The organism is Sphingopyxis sp. A083 (assembly GCF_001468495.1).
Lineage (GTDB): Bacteria > Pseudomonadota > Alphaproteobacteria > Sphingomonadales > Sphingomonadaceae > Sphingopyxis > Sphingopyxis terrae.
This window is the reverse complement of record NZ_LNSK01000002.1, coordinates 202057-219021: the sequence shown is the minus strand read 5'-3', so window position 1 is coordinate 219021 and position 16965 is coordinate 202057. Positions and strand designations below refer to the sequence as shown.

16 protein-coding genes are annotated in these 16965 nt (G+C 65.1%); 4 read left to right on the top strand and 12 right to left on the bottom strand.

The features are described from left to right. Nucleotides 1–2: 2 nt before the first annotated feature. Nucleotides 3–986: an NAD(P)H-dependent flavin oxidoreductase gene (locus ATE59_RS05230; RefSeq protein ID WP_058811450.1), complete on the bottom strand. Its 984-nt coding sequence runs from the start codon at nt 984–986 to the stop codon at nt 3–5. Nucleotides 987–1057: 71 nt separating this feature from the next. Here ATE59_RS05230 and ATE59_RS05225 point away from each other — a divergent pair, with 71 nt between their 5' ends. Beyond that, nucleotides 1058–2056, top strand: a complete 999-nt coding sequence (locus ATE59_RS05225; protein ID WP_058811449.1) for an NADPH:quinone oxidoreductase family protein — start codon at nt 1058–1060, stop codon at nt 2054–2056. Here ATE59_RS05225 and ATE59_RS05220 read toward each other — a convergent pair. From ATE59_RS05220 to ATE59_RS05205, 4 genes are all read right to left on the bottom strand, one after another. Continuing rightward, nucleotides 2053–2982: an NAD(P)H-dependent flavin oxidoreductase gene (locus ATE59_RS05220; RefSeq protein ID WP_058811448.1), complete on the bottom strand. Its 930-nt coding sequence runs from the start codon at nt 2980–2982 to the stop codon at nt 2053–2055. The two genes, ATE59_RS05225 and ATE59_RS05220, sit on opposite strands and share 4 nt — an antisense overlap. 5 nt (nt 2983–2987) lie before the next feature. Continuing rightward, complete coding sequence (locus ATE59_RS05215; protein WP_058811447.1) at nt 2988–4046, bottom strand: DUF7065 domain-containing protein; 1059 nt, start codon at nt 4044–4046, stop codon at nt 2988–2990. Between the two features lie 79 nt (nt 4047–4125). After that, nucleotides 4126–5121, bottom strand: a complete 996-nt coding sequence (locus ATE59_RS05210; RefSeq protein ID WP_058811446.1) for an acyl-CoA dehydrogenase family protein — start codon at nt 5119–5121, stop codon at nt 4126–4128. Nucleotides 5122–5124: 3 nt separating this feature from the next. Then, nucleotides 5125–6336 carry an acyl-CoA dehydrogenase family protein gene (locus tag ATE59_RS05205; protein WP_058811445.1) on the bottom strand — a complete coding sequence of 404 codons (1212 nt, stop codon included), beginning with the start codon at nt 6334–6336 and terminating at the stop codon, nt 5125–5127. A gap of 95 nt (nt 6337–6431) precedes the next feature. Here ATE59_RS05205 and ATE59_RS05200 point away from each other — a divergent pair, with 95 nt between their 5' ends. Then, on the top strand, nt 6432–7226 hold the full coding sequence (locus ATE59_RS05200; protein ID WP_058811444.1) for a thioesterase family protein: 795 nt from the start codon (nt 6432–6434) through the stop codon (nt 7224–7226). A gap of 2 nt (nt 7227–7228) precedes the next feature. Here the strand turns inward: ATE59_RS05200 and ATE59_RS05195 are convergent, their stop codons facing one another. From ATE59_RS05195 to ATE59_RS05180, 4 genes are read right to left on the bottom strand one after another with little or no spacing between them, the layout of a single operon-like run. Next, complete coding sequence (locus ATE59_RS05195) at nt 7229–8023, bottom strand: enoyl-CoA hydratase/isomerase family protein (RefSeq protein WP_231737187.1); 795 nt, start codon at nt 8021–8023, stop codon at nt 7229–7231. Beyond that, nucleotides 8020–8964: an alpha/beta hydrolase gene (locus tag ATE59_RS18185; RefSeq protein ID WP_058811442.1), complete on the bottom strand. Its 945-nt coding sequence runs from the start codon at nt 8962–8964 to the stop codon at nt 8020–8022. The genes ATE59_RS05195 and ATE59_RS18185 overlap by 4 nt, the downstream gene beginning before the upstream one ends. Continuing rightward, nucleotides 8957–9754, bottom strand: coding sequence for an enoyl-CoA hydratase-related protein (locus ATE59_RS05185; RefSeq protein WP_058811441.1), 798 nt, complete (start codon nt 9752–9754; stop codon nt 8957–8959). Before ATE59_RS05185 ends, ATE59_RS18185 begins: the two co-directional genes overlap by 8 nt. Before the next feature lie 47 nt (nt 9755–9801). Next, nucleotides 9802–11088, bottom strand: a complete 1287-nt coding sequence (locus ATE59_RS05180; protein ID WP_058811440.1) for an FAS1-like dehydratase domain-containing protein — start codon at nt 11086–11088, stop codon at nt 9802–9804. Between the two features lie 74 nt (nt 11089–11162). On the opposite strand from ATE59_RS05180, the gene ATE59_RS05175 reads away from it, so the two are divergent. After that, a complete protein-coding gene (locus tag ATE59_RS05175) occupies nt 11163–12650 on the top strand; it encodes a class I adenylate-forming enzyme family protein (RefSeq protein WP_058811439.1) in 1488 nt (495 codons plus the stop codon). A 24-nt stretch (nt 12651–12674) separates the two neighbouring features. Here ATE59_RS05175 and ATE59_RS05170 read toward each other — a convergent pair whose 3' ends face one another. The 3 genes from ATE59_RS05170 to ATE59_RS05160 all read right to left on the bottom strand — a co-directional run bounded on the left by ATE59_RS05170 (nt 12675) and on the right by ATE59_RS05160 (nt 16030). Next, a complete protein-coding gene (locus tag ATE59_RS05170; protein ID WP_082657304.1) occupies nt 12675–13634 on the bottom strand; it encodes a DUF4238 domain-containing protein in 960 nt (319 codons plus the stop codon). A gap of 79 nt (nt 13635–13713) precedes the next feature. After that, the gene (locus ATE59_RS05165) at nt 13714–14937 is read right to left on the bottom strand and encodes an acyl-CoA dehydrogenase family protein (protein WP_058811437.1); all 1224 of its coding nucleotides are present in this window, start codon (nt 14935–14937) and stop codon (nt 13714–13716) included. A gap of 1 nt (nt 14938) precedes the next feature. Next, nucleotides 14939–16030: an acyl-CoA dehydrogenase family protein gene (locus ATE59_RS05160; protein WP_058811436.1), complete on the bottom strand. Its 1092-nt coding sequence runs from the start codon at nt 16028–16030 to the stop codon at nt 14939–14941. A 91-nt stretch (nt 16031–16121) separates the two neighbouring features. Between ATE59_RS05160 and ATE59_RS05155 the strand changes: the two genes are divergently transcribed. After that, nucleotides 16122–16922 carry an enoyl-CoA hydratase/isomerase family protein gene (locus tag ATE59_RS05155; RefSeq protein WP_058811435.1) on the top strand — a complete coding sequence of 267 codons (801 nt, stop codon included), beginning with the start codon at nt 16122–16124 and terminating at the stop codon, nt 16920–16922. The last annotated feature ends 43 nt before the right edge of the window (nt 16923–16965 follow it).

Below are 16965 nucleotides of genomic sequence, written 5' to 3'. Positions count from 1 at the left end.
CGTCAGGCCGCCATCATCGCGGCGAGCCGCTCGCGCACGATCGTCTCGGCATCGCCGATGATGCGGTCGATCAGCTCCTGACAGGTCGGAATGTCGTGGATCAGCCCCTGAACCATCCCCGCCCAGAAAACACCTTTCGAGAGGTCGCCCGTCTGCAGCAGTTCGCGCCCGGCGGTTCCGGCGACCAGCTCCTGGACATCGGCGAACTTCGCGCCGGGCTCGGCAAGGCGCCGCACCACTTCCTCGCTCACCGCGCTCTTACCCACACGCGCGGTATTCTTGAAGTTACGGAAGATGAGGAAGCTGCCGCGCTCGTCATTGTCGAGATAGGCCTGCTTCACATTGTCGTGCACCGGCGCCTCCTTCGTCGCGCAGAAGCGTGTACCCATGTTGATGCCGTCGGCGCCGAGCGACAAGGCGGCAACCAGGCCGCGGCCATCGCCGAAGCCGCCCGAGGCGAGCATCGGGATCTTCACCTTGTCGGCGGCAGCGGGGATCAGGATCAACCCCGGGATATCGTCTTCGCCCGGATGGCCGGCGCACTCGAATCCGTCGATCGAGATGATGTCGCATCCGGCCTTCTCGGCCGAAAGCGCATGACGGACGGCGGTACATTTATGAAGGATGGTGACGCCGTGCGGCTTGACGCGCGCCCAGATCTCGCGAACGGCCGGGGTTCCCGCGGTCTCCATGATCTTGACGCCGCTCTCGACGACGGCGTCGGCATAGGCGTTATAGTCGGGCGAGTTGATCGTCGGAAAGACGGTGAGATTCACGCCGAACGGCTTGTCGGTCATCGACCGGCATTTCTCGATTTCCTCGCGCAGCGCCTGCGGCGTAGGCTGGGTCAGCGCCGTTATGATACCAAGGCCACCGGCGTTCGACACCGCGCTCGCCATCGCGGCGGTGCCCACCGCCTGCATTCCGCCCTGGACGATCGGATGCTCGATCCCCAGCATTTCGGTAATCCGCGTCTTGAAAGCCATCCGCCTGTCCCTCTTCCATTAGCTATATAACCTAGTTATACTTCTAATCATCGCATGACAAGGGGTGTCCGATGACCGCCGAACGAGAAACAGGGTGCCGCGCCGTGATGACGGACATGCTTGGCCCGCCCGAGGGCTACCGGCTCGTCGGACATGATCCCGGGCCGCCCTCCCCGACCCAGGTCCGGATCGCCATCCGCGCCACGGGGATCAGTTTCGTCGATGTGCTGACCGCGGCCGGCGGCTATCAGGTCAAGCCGCCGCTTCCCTATATACCCGGCAGCGAATGCGCCGGGATCGTCGAGGCAGTCGGCGCGGAGGTCCAGGACCTTGCCGTGGGCGACAATGTCGTCGGCAGCGGCTGGGGCGGTCTATTTGCCGACGCGGTCAATCTTCCCGCCCGTGCCGTGCGCGCGATGCCCGCGGCGCTCTCGTTCGAGGAAGCCTCGGTGTTTCCGGTCAGCTACCAGACGGCGTGGCACGCCCTCGTCGACCGCGGCCGATTGCAGGCGGGTGAGACATTGCTCATTCTCGGGGCGGGCGGCGCGACCGGCTATGCCGCCGTCCAGATCGGCAAGCATCTCGGCGCGCGCGTCATCGCATCAGCGTCGAGCGAAGCCAAGCGCACGCTGGCCGCTGCAGGCGGTGCCGACATCCTGATCGATGCGCGCGGCGCCGACTGGCGCGACCGGGTGAGGGCGGCCACCGGCGGCAAGGGCGTCGATATCGTCTTCGATCCGGTCGGCGGCGAGGCGACCGACCCAGCATTCCGCTCGCTGGCATGGAACGGGCGGCATCTGGTGATCGGCTTTCCGGCCGGTATCGTGGCGCTGCGCACGAACCTGCCGCTGCTCAAGGGCGCAAGCCTGATCGGCGTCGACGTACGCCAGTTCGGCATTTTCGAACCCGAGAAGAGCGAAGCCAATCGCGACACCGTGTTCGCGCTGGCCGCCAGGGGCCAATTGCGACCGGCGATCGCGCGCAGCTACAGGCTCGAGGATTTTCGCGCTGCGATGGAGGATGCGGCCGCGGGCCGGAGCGCGGGCCGCATCGTGCTGACGATGGACTAGTCCCAGCCGGCTTCGATCGCGGCGAGACGGGTGCGCCAGTCGGGCACGGCCGGCAAGGCTTCAAAATCCGTCTTCAATCGCGCCACCAGTCCGGCGACCGGCTCGACCCGGTCGATCAGCCCCGCGCTTTGGCCCGCGCTCCAGATATCGCGCCAGGGTTTCACGCCGACTGGCATGTCCGACCGCACGTCGGGCAGCGTCTTCGGGTCGAGACCGGCCTGTTCCACCGACTGGCGGATCCAGTGCGCCGGCACGCCATTCATTGCCGCCGAAACCATGATATCGTCGGCGCCGACGGCGGATATCATCGCGCGGTGCCCCTCGACAACCCCGCTTTCGGGGGTCGCGATGAAGCGCGTGCCCATGCAGGCGATATCGCCGCCCAGCGCAAGCGATGCCGCCACGCCATGCGCATCGGCGATGCCGCCCGCGACGATCAGCAGGCCGCCGAACATCCGCCGCACCGCCGGCACAAAGGCCATCGGAGTCAGGAAACCCGTGTGACCGCCCGCCCCCGCGCAGGTCAGCATCAGGCCGTCGGCGCCCGCCGCGATCGCCTTTTCGGCATGTTTCATCGTCGTGACATCGTGGACGACCCGCCCGCCCCAGCCATGAACGCGCTCGACCAGCGCCGAGGGGTCGCCAAGGCTCGAAAGCACGAGCGGCACCCGGTAGCGCTCGAGCAGTTCGATGCGATCCGCCGCCCTCGGGTCGGCCCCCCAGCGCGCGGGCATGTTGACGATCGGAGGCGCGCCACCGATGTCTTCGAGGGCCTCGAGATAATCCACGAACTGGGCGTGGGACGTCACGGTTCCGCCCTGCCAGCCGCCGATCACGCCGGCACCGCAGCAGGCGACCGCAAGCGGCACCGACGAGGCGAAGCTCATCGGGGCGCACATCAAGGGCAGCGACAGGTTCGACAGCATGGCGGTCAGGCCGTTGCCTTGAGAGCGTCGAGCATGCGCACGAAATGCGCCGCATTCCACACGTCCTGATCTTCGCCCCAGCCAATCCCGCCATCGATGTCCCAGCGCATCAGCTGGTTCACCCCATAGCCGGCCTCGCTCATCGTGCTCACGGCAAACCCCTCGCTCGTCATGGCGCGGCCCTGCTCGTCGACGAGCTCGACCTGCATATGCGTCGCCCAGCCGGTTTTCGGGCTGCGGAAACAGCGCATCCGCGATCGCGCTGGGTCGAGGCTGCCGAACTGCCCGCCGCGCCGGATCCAGCCGGCGTTCATCGGTGCCCAGCCATCGGCATCGCCTTCCGCCACGCGCACGAAACCCAGAAAGCCGGTGCCGTCGCGGCGATGGCCGAAAATATACTGGATCCGCCCGCGCCCGCGCTCGCGCTCGATCTCGCGCCAGCGCGCCCCGCCTGGATATTTCACCCGCGCCATGTCATCGGCATAGACTTTGGGGCTCGCCGCATAGGGGCCGCCGCGCGGCCCCCAGGTCCGGTCGCGCACCCCGATGCCGTCGATCCGAATGCGCTCGCCGCGCAGCGTCATCCAGCCTTCGACATGACCGAGCTGGTCATAGTGCGGGGTGGCCATGAAAGGCGGCTTGCCGGGCGGGAAACGATGCGGCGGATGCAATCCGCTATGCGTAAAATCGAGCGCGAAGCCGCGTGCCGGATCGTCATATTGCAGATGATATTTCATCCCCGGCTCGAGCATCTTCAGCGCATAGCCGGCGCCTGCCGCATCGCCGGGAAAGACGATATCGGCAAGGTCGGGCGCATCGGGCATCGGTGCTTCCTCGACCTTGCGGTAATAGGCCATGCGCGCCGGGTCATAGCCCTCATCGTCCCACGCGAAGATACGCCAGGTGACGCTCTTGCGGTTCGGATAATAGGGCGCATGGATCCAGCAACCGATCTTGCGTTCAGGAATGCTGAACGACCACCAGTTGGTCTCGGTCTCATAAGGATCGTCCGACAGCCGGTGATAGCGGTCATCCTCGGGCCTGAACGCGAGATCGTCGGTCATGTCCTGCTCTCCCTGGTCGATTGGCCGCCCGGTCCGGCCGGGTCGGTCCGGACAGGAAGCGAAGCCGCAAAGGCGGTGGTTACCACCCGGCCAGTTCGGCGGCGCGGGCGCGATGGAAGGCAGGGCTGCCCAGCCAGGCGCGATCGAAGATCGCGCGGCGGAACCAGTAATTAAGCCCATATTCCCATGTATAGCCGATCCCGCCATGCGCCGCGACAGCTGCGCGTACCGCGCGAACATAGGCGTCGCACAGATGCGCCTTCGCCATCGCCGCCGCGCGCGGCGCATCGGCGAGCCCGGCGTCCCACGCATAGGCGGCATACCAGACGAGCGCACGCGCGGGCTCGATGTCGAGCGCCATATGCGCAAGCTGATGCTTGAGCCCCTGAAAGCGGCCGATCGGCTGACCGAACTGCTCGCGCTCCTTCGCGTAAGCGACGCTCATATCGGTCACCTTCTGGCCGCCGCCGAGCGCATCGGCTGCGAGAAGAACGAGCGCGGCATCGGCGAGCCGGGGGGTCATCGGGTCGGTGGCGGCAAAGAGCGTCTCCCCCGTTCCGGCGCCGATCGCGACTTTCGACACCGGGCGTGTCCGGTCGGACGCCTTGAGCGGCTCGATCGTCGCGTCGCTCGCGGCGGCGAGCCGCACGCCGGCATCGCGATCGACGATCAGGAAGAAGTCGGCGGAGCGCGCGCAAGGGACGAACCCGCTACCGCCGTGCACCAGCGTCGCGACCGCCGCGCCGCTCGCCAGTGCATTGAGATGAGCCTTCGCCGCCGCATTGTCGCTGCGCGCAACGGCGGCGACCGCGAGCAACTGTCCGATCAACGGCCCCGGCGCCGCCGCCTCGCCGGCGACTTCGCATGCCAGCGCCGCATCGAGCAGGCCCATACCGCTGTCGGGGAGCAGGATGCTTCCAAGACCGAGCGCCATCAGGGCATCCCAGCTCGCGCGGTCGAAATCGGCATCGTCATCGGCAAAAGCGTGAATCCGCTCCATCGGCCAGCTGTCGGCCAGCGTCCCGCGCACCGCGTCCTGGATCGCCGTCTGTTCTTCGGTCAGGTGAAAATGCATGGTCTAGCGCTCCCCGCTCATGGCGAGATCGCGCGGCAGGCCGAGGCCGCGTTCGCCGATAATATTGCGCTGGATGTTCGACGCGCCGCCGGCGATCGAATTGCCGAGGCTGCCCATGATCTGGTCGAGCCATTTTTCGGGACCGCGCGGACCGCGGTCGCCGCGCCCGCCCGCCCCCGCGGGCTCGATGAACCCATGCTCGCCGATCAGCTCCTGCGCGAGCAGCGCCATTTCGTGTCCCGTCTCGGTGAGAAGCAGCTTCATCATCAGTTGCACCGGCCCCGGATCTTCGCCCGCCGCCGCGCAACTGAACAGCCGGAAGCTCGTGTAGCGGTGCGAAAGGACGAAACCCTCGATCTGCGCGAGCTTGTCGCGCACGAGCGGATCGTCGATCCGGCCGACCTCTTTCGCCAACTCGACGAGCTTGGAAAATTGCTTGCCGAGACCATCGGCGCTGCCGATGCTCGCGCGTTCATGCTTCAGCGTCGTGCGGCTGACATACCAGCCCTGCCCGCGCTCGCCGACCTGCCAGCTCACCGGCGCTTCGGCATTGTCGAAGAAGAATTCGCAAAAAGTGTGATCGCCCTCCTCGCCGGTCATCTGGCGGATCGGCCGCCGGGTGATGCCGGGCTGATCGAGGTCGATCAGCAGATAGGTGATGCCGTCATGCTTCGGCGCATCGGGCTCGGTCCGCACGAGCATGAACATATGCGTCGACTGCATGCCCTGCGAGGTCCAGATCTTCTGGCCGTTGATGATCCACCTGCTGCCGTCGGCGGACAATTCCCCTTTGGTGCGGACGCTGGCGAGATCGGATCCCGATCCGGGCTCGGAATACCCCTGCCCCCAGATATATTCTCCCTCGACCGTCTTGCGGATGAACAGCTCCTTCTGTTCGTCGGTGCCCTTTTCGAGCAAGGTCGGCACGGTCATGTTCATGCCGTTGCCGCCGACCTCCATCGGCGCGCGGGCGCGCGCGAATTCCTCGCGGATCACCTGCGCCTTGATGACGTCGACCGGTTGCTCCGATCCGCCAAAGCGCTTCGGAATCGCGCGATAGAGATAACCCGCGTCGGTCGCGGCACGGCGGAACGCGCGAATGAATTGCTTGAGATCGGCACCGCGCAGATCGGCGGCGGGCGGCCAGTGCGCGCCGAGAAAGGCGCGCACCTCGGCGCGATAGGCTTCGGCGGCCTCGCCATAGCTCAGATCCATGCGTTCGCTCTCCCTTGTTCGTGACCCCGGCTATACCTCAGTTATATAACTACGTCAAATATGTTGTGCATGATAGACGCCATCGATACGGGGGCATGATGAACAGCAAATCCGATATGATACCGCATTATTTCGTCGATGATGGCGGGGCTTTCGCACCATCGGGCCTCGCCCGGAATCCCTGGTTCGCCAATGCCGTCGCCGGCGGACCGATCGCCGCGCTCTTCGGGCATCTCGTCGAGACGGCGGCCCTCGATCCGGATTTCGAAATCTGCCGCCTGACGATCGACATATTGGGTGTGGTCCCCAGCATTCCGCTGATCCCGCGGATCGCTCCCGTCCGCGAAGGACGGCAGGTACAGCTTCACCGGATCGAACTGCTCGCGAACGAGAAACCGGTCGCGCAGGCGCATTTGCTGCGCGCACGGGCACTCGATACGCCCCCCTTTCCTGCCGTGCAGCCGCATCCCGCGCCCGAGGACGTCACCGAGGATAATTTCCTCGTCGGGGCGAGCATGGCGGGTGCGATCCGGACGCGGCCGATCATGGGGCGCGTCCGCGAACCGGGACGCGGCGTCTCCTGGATGCGCATGGACGGCGAGGTCGTGCGCGGCGTCGCCGCATCACCCTTCGTCAAAGCGTGCCTGTTCGCCGATTTCGGCAATGGCGTCGGCAGCGCGACGCACGCGCAGGAGTGGAGTTATGCCAATCTCGACATTTCGATCCAGTTCTTCCGCATGCCGCGCGGCGACTGGTTCCTGCTCGATGCGCACACCGAAGGTGCGGGCAATGGCCATGCGGTAGCGCAGAGCATCTTTGCCGACAGCGACGGCGTCTATGCCAAGGGAACCCAGACGATCTTCGTCGCGCCGGGACGCGGCGCGGACTGAGCCTATTCGCCGCGGAAAACCGGCGCGCGCTTCTCGGTAACCGCCGCCAGCCCCTCGCGATGATCCTCGCTGCCGAGCAGCAAAGCCTGGTTGGGCAGATTCGCCTGCCATTCGGCCTCCATGCTGCTTTCAAGCGCACGCTGGATCGACTGCTTGACCGTCGTATAGCCAAGCGGCGCTGACGCAGCGAGTTCGCGCGCAAGTTCCATGCCCCGCGCCGAAAGATCGCCCCTTGCGACGACTTCGCTCACCAACCCAATCGCCAGCGCCTCTTCGGCGCGGACCTGTTTCCCGCGCAGGCACATCTCCATCGCGCGGCCGAGCCCGACGATGCGCGGCAGCAGGAAGGTGCCGCCGAGCGGCGGCATGATACCGAGCTTGATCCAGCTTTCCTGGAACATCGCATTGTCGGCGGCGATGCGGAAGTCGCAGGCCAGTGCGAGCTCGCAGCCGACGGTCACTGCCGCGCCCTGCACCAGCGCGAGCGTCGGCTTGGGGCAGCGGTAGATGGCGCGCGCCGCTCCCTGGAAATTGGCGTAGACGGTATCCTTGATCTCACTCGCCGCCATGCCGGTCAGCTTTTCCAGAAAGGCGAAATCAGCGCCGACCGAGAAATGCTTGCCCTCGGCAGCGAAAAGGATCGCGCGGACCTCGCGGTCGCCCGACAGCGCCGCAAAGGCATCGCGGATTTCACCGAGCATCTCTGGCGACGAGGCATTGCCGATGTCGGCACGCGCAACGGTAACCGACGCGATGCCATGGTCGTCCCGGTCGATCCGGATATGATCGCAGGTCACAGGTTTCGCGCCTGATCGCCGACCCACCGGTCGATGCGGTCGTACATTTCGAGACGCGTTTCGGCGAAATTCTGGCAATGGCCCGAGCGAGACAGAATGTGCAGCGTGATGTCGCGGCATGACCTGTAGAAACCCGGCTCGGCATGCGGGTCCGGCGAGACATCGCGTTCGCCGAGGTTGATGTAGATCGGAACGTCGATCTTTGCGGCATCGGCCTTGACGATCCCGGTCATGATCGACTGCGTCGAGAGGACATAGGGCACCTCGACCAGCAGGGCGTCGTCTGCCGCAATGACATCCTCGGGAACATCGTCCCAGTGGAATGTCGCGCGCAGTTTCGACCTGTCGCGCTTGGCATAATCGGGCTGCGCCGGATCGAGATCGCCTGGATGCGCCCGGATCAGCTTGCCGTCGATGGTCAGATGAACGCCGTCGGCGGTGTAGCCGAGGATGAGGCAGAGGTCGTAGGTGCGATACGCCGCCTGCTGCGTGATCGTCATGAAGCCGCCCATCGAATGACCGCCGCCGACTTTCACGAAAGCAGGGAGCGAGGCGAACCCGCCCACGAGCGTCCCGTCGCGCAGCATCGCATGGATGCGCTCGACCGCGGTATGATGTGCGAGTGCGGCAATCTCGCGCGTCGCCAGCATCTGGTCCTGCGCGCGGTCGCTGGCGCCGATTCCCAGATGGTCGGGAAGTATGACAATATGCCCCCGGACACGCAGATATTCGGCAAGACTATAGTCTTGCCGGCCCGGTACGTCGAAGTGGAAATAGCGCCGGTCATATGTGCCGCCGTTGAACAATGTCACGACAGTCGGCACTGCGGGGATAGTGTCGGGGAGAAATATCCAGGCAGCGATGTGAAACGGCTGGTCGCCGGTGATCGCGGCGGGCAGCGCATCGGCAACGTCAATGCGAACCTCGAAAGGTTCAGTCATTGCTCCCGCCCGCCTGCTTTTTCTTCTCGCGCCAGATCAGCGCGGTCGCGCTCGTCGATAGCGTCATGTTGAGCGCCTCGGCGTCGAGCGCCGCCTCAAAGGCCCAGTCCTCGGCGTTGTTGAGATTGGCCTTCATATAGCGATAGCCCATGCGCGGACCGTCGGCGAGACGGCGCGCCGCCTTGATCGTTTCTTCGCGCAGCGTCTCATCGTCGAAAAGGCGCGTATAAATGCCCTTCGCGAACGCCTCTTCACCCGACAGTTTCTCACCGAGCAGGAAGAGCTCGCGCGCGACGCCCGTGCCGAGAATCTTGGTCCAGAACCAGGTCGACCCGAAATCGCCCCCCGCTCCGATGCGATCGAACGCGGCCAGAAAGCTCGCGCTCTTCGCCGCAAACCGCAAGTCGCACGCGCCCGCGATGCCGATGCCGGCACCCGCAACCGGGCCGTTGACCATTGCGATCGTCGGCTTGGGCATTTCGTGGAGCAGGCGCGAGGTCTCCATGAAGGCGCGAAGCCGCGCAAAGCCCTGTTCCGTGCGGCTTCCGCTGTCGGAATTCGGCGACACCACAGCCTTGTCGGCACCGCCTTCCTTGAGGTCGCCGCCGGCGCAGAAGCCCCGCCCTGCCCCGGTAACGATCACGCAGCCCACCGACGCGTCGCGCGCCGCGTCGGCGCAGGCATCGGCGAGCGGCGCCATGATCGCCCCGGTCAGTGCGTTGAGCCGGTCGGGACGGTTGAGGGTGATGATGCGGACTCCCGCATCATCATCGATCAATATTTCGGACATGGACAAGCCCTCCTGTCGCTATCTTGTCGATGGGACCGGAGGAGGAATCAATCCCCGCCGAGCTCGCGGTGGCGCGCGAGCATGCGAACCGCCTTCTCGGCCAGTTCATCGGGCACCTGCGGATAGAGCGGCAGCGGCCGATCCTTGCTCGGCAGCGCAATGGTCGCGGTGGCGCGTACCGATTCCTCGTCGCGCTGGTTGGTGAACTTCACCGCGACGTCGACATAGCTCTGGCTGCCTTCCTGACGCTTCGCGAGCACTTCCCCGGTGACGCGCTGGACGTCGCCCATATAGTTGAACTTGCGGATTTCGTCGTGAATATGGGTGATGACGGCATCGTCGCCCGCCCAGTCGCTGAGATATTGCCACAGGTAGTTTTCGCGCATCACCCCATAGTCATAAGCCATCGGATTGCCGATCGCCTGCGCCCACAACGGATCCCAGTGCAGCCGCTGCGCGACGTCGGGAATGCCATGCTCGTTCTTCACATAGAAGGCCGGAATGCGCTGGCGATTCTTGTGCGCGAGACGGTTGGCGGTGGGCGCATAGGGCACGAAACCATAGCCGCCCGAATGGAAGCAGATGACGTCGGTGACGGTTAGCGGGCCTTTCGCCTGGAGGCCGAGCGAGTCGCCCTTTTCGACGCTTTCGAACCAGCGTTTCGCGCCGCCCTGAACAGCCTCCTTGGCATAGATGTCCTCGATCGCCTGCATTTCCTCGTCGGTGTAGGTCGCGGGCTCGATCGACGAATATTTACCCTTCTTGGCCGCCGTCTTGCGCTCGGTGAGGACACGAAGAATGCGATAAACCGCGACCACTTCGCCGCGCTGGTTGATCTTGACGTCGCGCCGGTTGGTGATGACCGAGCGACCGGCGAATTCGGACTGCTTGACCTCGCATGTCTCATCGCCGTTGAAGCTGTAGATGGTGTCGCCCGGATAGATGGGACGATAGAAATCCCATTGCGAACCCGAGACGAAGACGTGGATGCCCTTGAAAAGGCTCTTGCGCAGCGCCTTGATCTCGTCGGGCACGGGGTCGCCAAGCATCGGACGGTTGATCACGCCCGCCATCATGCCCGGCGCGATCACGCTGCCCCAGCGTGTCTTCTTGGCATAATGCGGGTCGCAGTAGAGCGGATTGTCGTCGCCGATGCCGTGCGCGAAGTTGCGGATATTATCCTCCGTCGCGACCTGGATATATTCGCGCGTCTTCGCTGCCTGGTCGTAGCCGAGAAGCTTGCGCTGCCGTTCGATATCCGCGTCGGTAATCTCGTAGGCAACCGCCTTCTGCCACTCTTCGCTTTCCTTGATATCGCTTTTTACGTTCGTCACGGCATATCTCCCTTGTCACCAGTTATATAACTAGGTAATACATCCCTCAGAGTGAAGCAAGGGGTAAAGCCGTAATGGAAGTCCGCCGCATCAGCGATGCATTGAAGATGCGCGCGACGCATCAGGCCAGCGAGATCGCGCATGACGACACGCGGCGGCAAATGAGCTTCGCCGAGTGGGACCGCGAAGCCGACGAAATCGGCGGCGGCCTCGCCGCGGCGGGGCTGGTTCCCGGTGACCGTGTCTTTCTGCCGATCAGCAACGCCCATGCGGTGGAAATGGCGATCGCGGTATTTGCGGTCTTTCGCGCCGGCGGCATCGTCTGCCCGATCAACACCCGGCTGACGCCCAACGAAATTGCCGATTATGCGGCCCTGTGCGAGCCGCGCTTCTGCCTGACCGATGCGCCCGACCTGGTGAAGGATCTTGCGCTTGCCGGCTGCTGGACGGTCGATGCGATGCCGCGCGATATCGCCGCCCTGCCCGACCAGGCCGGCCTCGACGCCGAGGCCGACGCCGAGATTCTCGGCACATCGGGAACGACGGGCAAGATCAAGGGCGTCGTCGTCTCGCACCCCGACCTGATGACCGGCGTCACCGGCACCAACATGGACCGGTCGCGTTCGACGCTGAGCGCGCTGCCGCTCACCGGGTCGGGCGGCAATCTCGGGATCGTGATGCTGCCCGCGCGCGGCGGCGCGACCGCGATCACCCAGCCGAAATTCGATCCCCTCGGGTTCCTCGAGCTCACGCGCGCGAAGCGTCCGAACCTCGTCTATCTGGTGCCGTCGATGCTGCGGCTCGTGCTCGATCATCCCGCCGTCGCCGACTATGACATGGACGGCGTCAAATATCTGATGACGGGTACCGCGCCGCTGCCCCACGACTCGGTCAAGCGCGCCGCGCAGCTCTGGCCGCATCTGCGCATCCGCAACAGCTATGGCATGTCGGAGGGCGGCGTCGGGCTCGGCACGACCAGCCAGGAGCAGGTGCTGAAGCCCGGCTGCGTGGGCAAATTGCCCGCGCATATGCAGATTCGCGATGAGGCCGGAACGATTATCACCCAAGCCGGAACGGTCGGCGAAATCTATGGCTGGCAGAAGCATCCGCGCCGCTACTGGAATGACGCCGAAGCCACAGCCGCCAGCTTCGAGGGCGGCTGGACCAAGACCGGCGACCTCGGCTTCGTCGATGCCGACGGCGACCTGATCCTCGCCGGCCGGTCGAAGGAACTGATCATTCGTGGCGGCTATAATATCACCCCGCTCGAGATCGAAACCGCGCTGCACCTCCATCCGGCGGTACAGCAGGCCGCGGTCGTCGGCGTCCCGCACGAGGTGCTCGGCGAGGATATTGCCGCGGCGGTAACGTTGCGCCCGGGCCAGAGCGCCGGGCCCGACGAGATCATCGCCTTCTGCCGCGAGCATCTTGCGGACAACAAGGTGCCGCGAACGCTCGTCGTGATGGACGAGATGCCGCTCAATCCGAACGGCAAGATCTTGAAGAAGGATCTCGCAGATCCGTTGGCCAAGGCTGCGGCGGAGCGGCGACGCGCGGCCTGAGCCTGCCCCCATGGTCCAACGCGCCTATTCGAAGCGCGACACCAGTCTGACCGGCATCGCCTTCCGATATCCGGGATTCTCGCCGAAGACTCGCCTGGCGAAGGAAAAGTCGGGCTGGCGCGAATAAATGGCCGACGACGACCAGGCGCATTGCAGATAATTCAGATTTTCGACATTTTCGGGATCGGCCGCGAACGGGACGCCCTGGGCAAGCGACCGGTAGAGCGAACCCGATGTCGCGATCGCCCGTTCGGCGAGACGGATGGCATCCTGCCTTCCCGCCGATCGAAGCTTCGCTCGTCCGAGCGGCCAGGCCGACATCCACAGAGCGCTATGATAGCCGTCGATGATCTCGTCGCAGGTGGCGGGGCACGGGAGGTAAAGAGCCAGCGTGGGTGACAGTGGCAGAAAGGCTTCCACCCCCGGAAGGTCCAAACCGAGTTCCATCGCATCGCCCGGACGCTCGGTGGACTGAAGCACGACGGGACTGTCGCCAAGATAGAAGAGATTCTCGGGCTCGGTCTCCATCAACGCCCAGTGCCTGCGCCCTACCATGGCGGCGAGAAATGGCAGGCTGTCCCAGAGCCTTTCCCACGTTTCGCCCGGATCCGTCCGGCGATCCGCCGCGTCGAGACCTTTTCGATAGGCTTCGGTTCGAAAGCTCTGCGCTGCGATAAAAGCCGCAATCGCGTGCCGCTGCTTCTCCGAGAGCGTCGCAAGGCTTCGCGCCGCCAACACATCCTTGATGGGGGGCGCCGCGGCGGTCTCGATCGTCTGGAATCGCGCTTCGAAGGAGACCGGCGCACCGCCGCTGAGCAGCAGGTTGAAGTTGGGGCGCGCGGCCGCGAATTTTGGCGGCGGTTTCGTGACGATGTCGTCTTCGACGCCTAAGCGAAAGACGCGTCCGTCGAGGTCGGCGAAATTCCGCAGAAGAAACCTGGGAATCCAGTGCTGGTTCTCCACGGCAAGAGCGCGAGCGGCCATGATCTCCCCTGTCCGGCAACGCCGCCCGTTCTAGCTCCCATTCCTCCCCGTCGCCAATGCCATCCGCAACGCGTCTGTTTCAGCCCTTCAGCGCCTCGAAGGGCACGTCCTTGTCCATCCGCACTTCGCCCGGCATGCCGAGCACGCGCTCGGCGATCTGGTTGCGGAGCACCTCGTCGGCGCCGCCGGCGATGCGCATCACGGTCGAGTAGATATAATCATATTGAACATCGCCCGTCGCCGTGTCGCCCGCATCGGGTGCGATTCCCGCAAGCCCGCGCAGTTCGAGCGCGAGGCCGTTGGTTTTCTGGTAGCGGCCCGCATAAGCGAGCTTGACCATGCCGGCGAGCGCGCCGGGATCTTCGCCTTTCGACACCATCGTACGCAGCCGCGCCTGAAAGAAGCGTTCGCCCTGCTCCTCCGCCAGCGCCTCGGCGAGTTGCTGGCGGATGGCCCGGTCGTCGAGCATCGTCCCGCCATGCCCGTCAGGGGTCGCCGCCGCATAATCGAGCAAGGGTTCGACCCCGCTTCGGTGTGCGCCCGACCCGAGCCGCTCGCCCATCAGCACGGTCATGCAGCATGCCCAGCCCTCGCCCTCGGCCCCGATCCGGTTGGCGTCGGGAATGCGGACGTCGGTGAGGAAGGTCTCGTTGAACTCGCTCGCTCCCGAAATCTGGCGGATCGGGCGGGTCTCGATACCCGGCGTCCTCATATCGACGACGAAGAAGGTCAGCCCCTTATGCTTGGGTACGGTGGGATCGGTACGAACGACGAGAATGCCCCAGTCGCTCAGATGCGCCCAGCTCGACCAGACTTTCTGGCCGTTGACGATCCAGTCGCCCGACCCGTCGTCGGCGCGAACCGCCTTGGTGCGCAGCGCAGCAAGATCCGACCCGGCCGCCGGCTCGGAGAAAAGCTGGCACCAGGTCAGGTCGCCCTTCAGCGTCGCTTCGATGAAGCGCGCCTTCTGCGCATCATTGCCGTGGCGCGCGATGACAGGAAGCGCCATTCCGGTACCGATCGACGTGAAAGGTCCCTTCGGGAGGTGATATTTCCCCTCTTCTTCGGAAAAGATGACGGCCTCGCCGCCCGAGAGGCCGCGGCCGCCGAGCGCTTTGGGAAAGGTAAGGCCCGACCAGACTCCCGCATAAAGCTCGCGCATCCAGGCACGGCCGCGGTCGGCCTCTTCGGTGTCGGGCATCTTCTCGCCCGGCACCAGTTCGTGCGCGGGAGCATGGGCTGCCAGCCAGTCGCGTGCTTCGGCGCGAAAGGCGGCTTCTTGCGCATTGTCGTTGAAGTCCATCTTATGCCGCTTTCGTCTGGCTGCCGGGCTGCGCGGTCAGCAGCCGGTCGGCCCAGAAGCCCCGGTTGCCGAGATGCACAGCGAGCATGCGCTCGCGCCGGTAATAGAAATGACAATTCGCCTCGAACGTATAGCCGATGCCGCCGTGAATCTGGAGATTCTCGCGCGCCGCCATCTCGAAGCATTTGATCCCCGAAAGCCGGGCCGCCGCCGCCGCGGCCGGCAGATCGTCCGACGAGGCTTCGACGGCCCAGCCGCCATAATAGGCATTGGATCGCGCCAGTTCGGTCGCAACCGCCACATCGGCGAGTTTGTGCTTGATGGCTTGATAGCCGCCGAGCAGCCGACCGAAAATCTGCCGCTCCATCGCATAGTCGCGCGCCATGTGAAGACAGGCATCGGCAGCGCCCACGGCCTCGAACGCAGCCTGTACCGCCGCCCCGTCGATCAGGCGATCGAGCTTGCCGACGCCCGGCAACGCCTCGGCGGCCGCGTCGGCAAAATCGATCCGGTAATGCGGGCGCAGCTGGTCGAAACTGTCGAGACGGGTGCGGGTGACCCCCGGCTGGTCAAGATCGACGATCGCAAAACCGCCCCCTGCGACGAGGATGACGGCTACATGCGCGACGCCCGCGTCGGCCACGGGCCCCTTGCTGCCGTTGAGCCTGTCGCCTTGCAGCGCGGCGCCCGTTGCAAAGACCGGTCCCGGACCCTCGGCATAGGCGAAGGTGCCGATCGCCTCGCCCGAGGCGAGCTTCGGCAGCCACGCCGCCTTTTGCGCCTCGCTCCCCGCGAGACGGATTGCCTCGGCGGCCAGGACGATCGAGCTCATGAACGGCACGGCGGCATTGGCACCGCCCAGCGCTTCCATGATCACGCCGAGATCGAGCGCGCCGAGCGCCAGGCCGCCATATTCCTCGGGGATCGTGACGCCGAGAAAGCCCATTTCGGCAAGCGCCCGCCATAAGGGTTCGTCCCATTCGGCGCCCGAATCGATCAGGCCGCGCAGCCGGTCGAACGGCGACAGGTCGCCGAGCAGGGCCCGGGCTTGCTCGCCGAGCATTTTCTGTTCATCGCTGAGGTCGAAATTCATCGCAGGCCTTGCCCTCTTGTTGTGGTCTGTGTCATAGCGAGTTGTATAACTAGGTCAACCATGAGAACGACCCCGGGAGGATATGCCATCCATGCAATATGAAACCATCCTGGTCGATGTCGCCGATCATATCGCGACAATCACCCTCAACCGGCCCGAGGCGATGAACAGCTTCACCAGGCAGATGATGGACGAATTCGAACATCTGTGGAAGTGGATCGCCCGTACCGACGACGTGCATTGCTGCGTGCTGCGCGCCGCGCCGGGCAAGGCCTGGTGCACCGGCGTCGACGTCAAGGAATCGCAAAAGCCCGGCGGCACCGTCGTCGATCTCGATAATATCTGGCACTGCGAAGACCCGGGCGCCTTGCTCGGCCCCAAGTCGATGAATTGCTGGAAGCCGATCATCGCGGCAGTTCATGGCATGGCCGCGGGCGGCGCCTTCTACTGGCTCAACGAGGCCGACATCATCATCTGCTCGGAGGATGCGACCTTCTTCGATCCGCACGTCACCTACGGGATGACGAGCGCGCTCGAGCCGATCGGCATGACCTATCATATGCCACTGCACGATGTGCTGCGCATGGTGCTGCTCGGAAACGACGAACGGATCGGTGCGGGCACCGCGCTGCGCATCGGCCTTGTCAGCGAGATCACGACCCTCGACGAGCTCTGGCCGCGGGCGAACGAACTCGCCACCGCCATCGCGGCAAAGCCGCCGGCGGCGACCGCGGGATCGGTGAAGGCGATCTGGGAATCGCTCGATCTGCCACGGAGCGTCGCGCTCAGCCAGGGCCTCAAATATTGCCAGATCGGCAACCCCGTCGGCGTTCCGCAGGTCAACCGGGCCGCGCTGATGGCCGACAAGGCCAAGAAATATACGGTCCGCTGACGGCAGAAACGCGGACGGCCACAGGATCAGGTGAGGAAACTGG

Excerpts from the sequence above, each read along its gene's own strand:
- ATE59_RS05165 (WP_058811437.1), bottom strand. The coding sequence starts at position 14,937 with ATGGACTTCAACGACAATGCGCAAGAAGCCGCCTTTCGCGCCGAAGCA.
- ATE59_RS05230 (WP_058811450.1), bottom strand. The coding sequence starts at position 986 with ATGGCTTTCAAGACGCGGATTACCGAAATGCTGGGGATCGAGCATCCG.
- ATE59_RS18185 (WP_058811442.1), bottom strand. The coding sequence starts at position 8,964 with ATGACTGAACCTTTCGAGGTTCGCATTGACGTTGCCGATGCGCTGCCC.
- ATE59_RS05215 (WP_058811447.1), bottom strand. The coding sequence starts at position 4,046 with ATGACCGACGATCTCGCGTTCAGGCCCGAGGATGACCGCTATCACCGG.
- ATE59_RS05205 (WP_058811445.1), bottom strand. The coding sequence starts at position 6,336 with ATGGATCTGAGCTATGGCGAGGCCGCCGAAGCCTATCGCGCCGAGGTG.
- ATE59_RS05185 (WP_058811441.1), bottom strand. The coding sequence starts at position 9,754 with ATGTCCGAAATATTGATCGATGATGATGCGGGAGTCCGCATCATCACC.
- ATE59_RS05155 (WP_058811435.1), top strand. The coding sequence starts at position 16,122 with ATGCAATATGAAACCATCCTGGTCGATGTCGCCGATCATATCGCGACA.
- ATE59_RS05170 (WP_082657304.1), bottom strand. The coding sequence starts at position 13,634 with ATGGCCGCTCGCGCTCTTGCCGTGGAGAACCAGCACTGGATTCCCAGG.
- ATE59_RS05160 (WP_058811436.1), bottom strand. The coding sequence starts at position 16,030 with ATGAATTTCGACCTCAGCGATGAACAGAAAATGCTCGGCGAGCAAGCC.
- ATE59_RS05210 (WP_058811446.1), bottom strand. The coding sequence starts at position 5,121 with ATGCATTTTCACCTGACCGAAGAACAGACGGCGATCCAGGACGCGGTG.
- ATE59_RS05220 (WP_058811448.1), bottom strand. The coding sequence starts at position 2,982 with ATGCTGTCGAACCTGTCGCTGCCCTTGATGTGCGCCCCGATGAGCTTC.
- ATE59_RS05225 (WP_058811449.1), top strand. The coding sequence starts at position 1,058 with ATGACCGCCGAACGAGAAACAGGGTGCCGCGCCGTGATGACGGACATG.
- ATE59_RS05200 (WP_058811444.1), top strand. The coding sequence starts at position 6,432 with ATGATGAACAGCAAATCCGATATGATACCGCATTATTTCGTCGATGAT.
- ATE59_RS05175 (WP_058811439.1), top strand. The coding sequence starts at position 11,163 with ATGGAAGTCCGCCGCATCAGCGATGCATTGAAGATGCGCGCGACGCAT.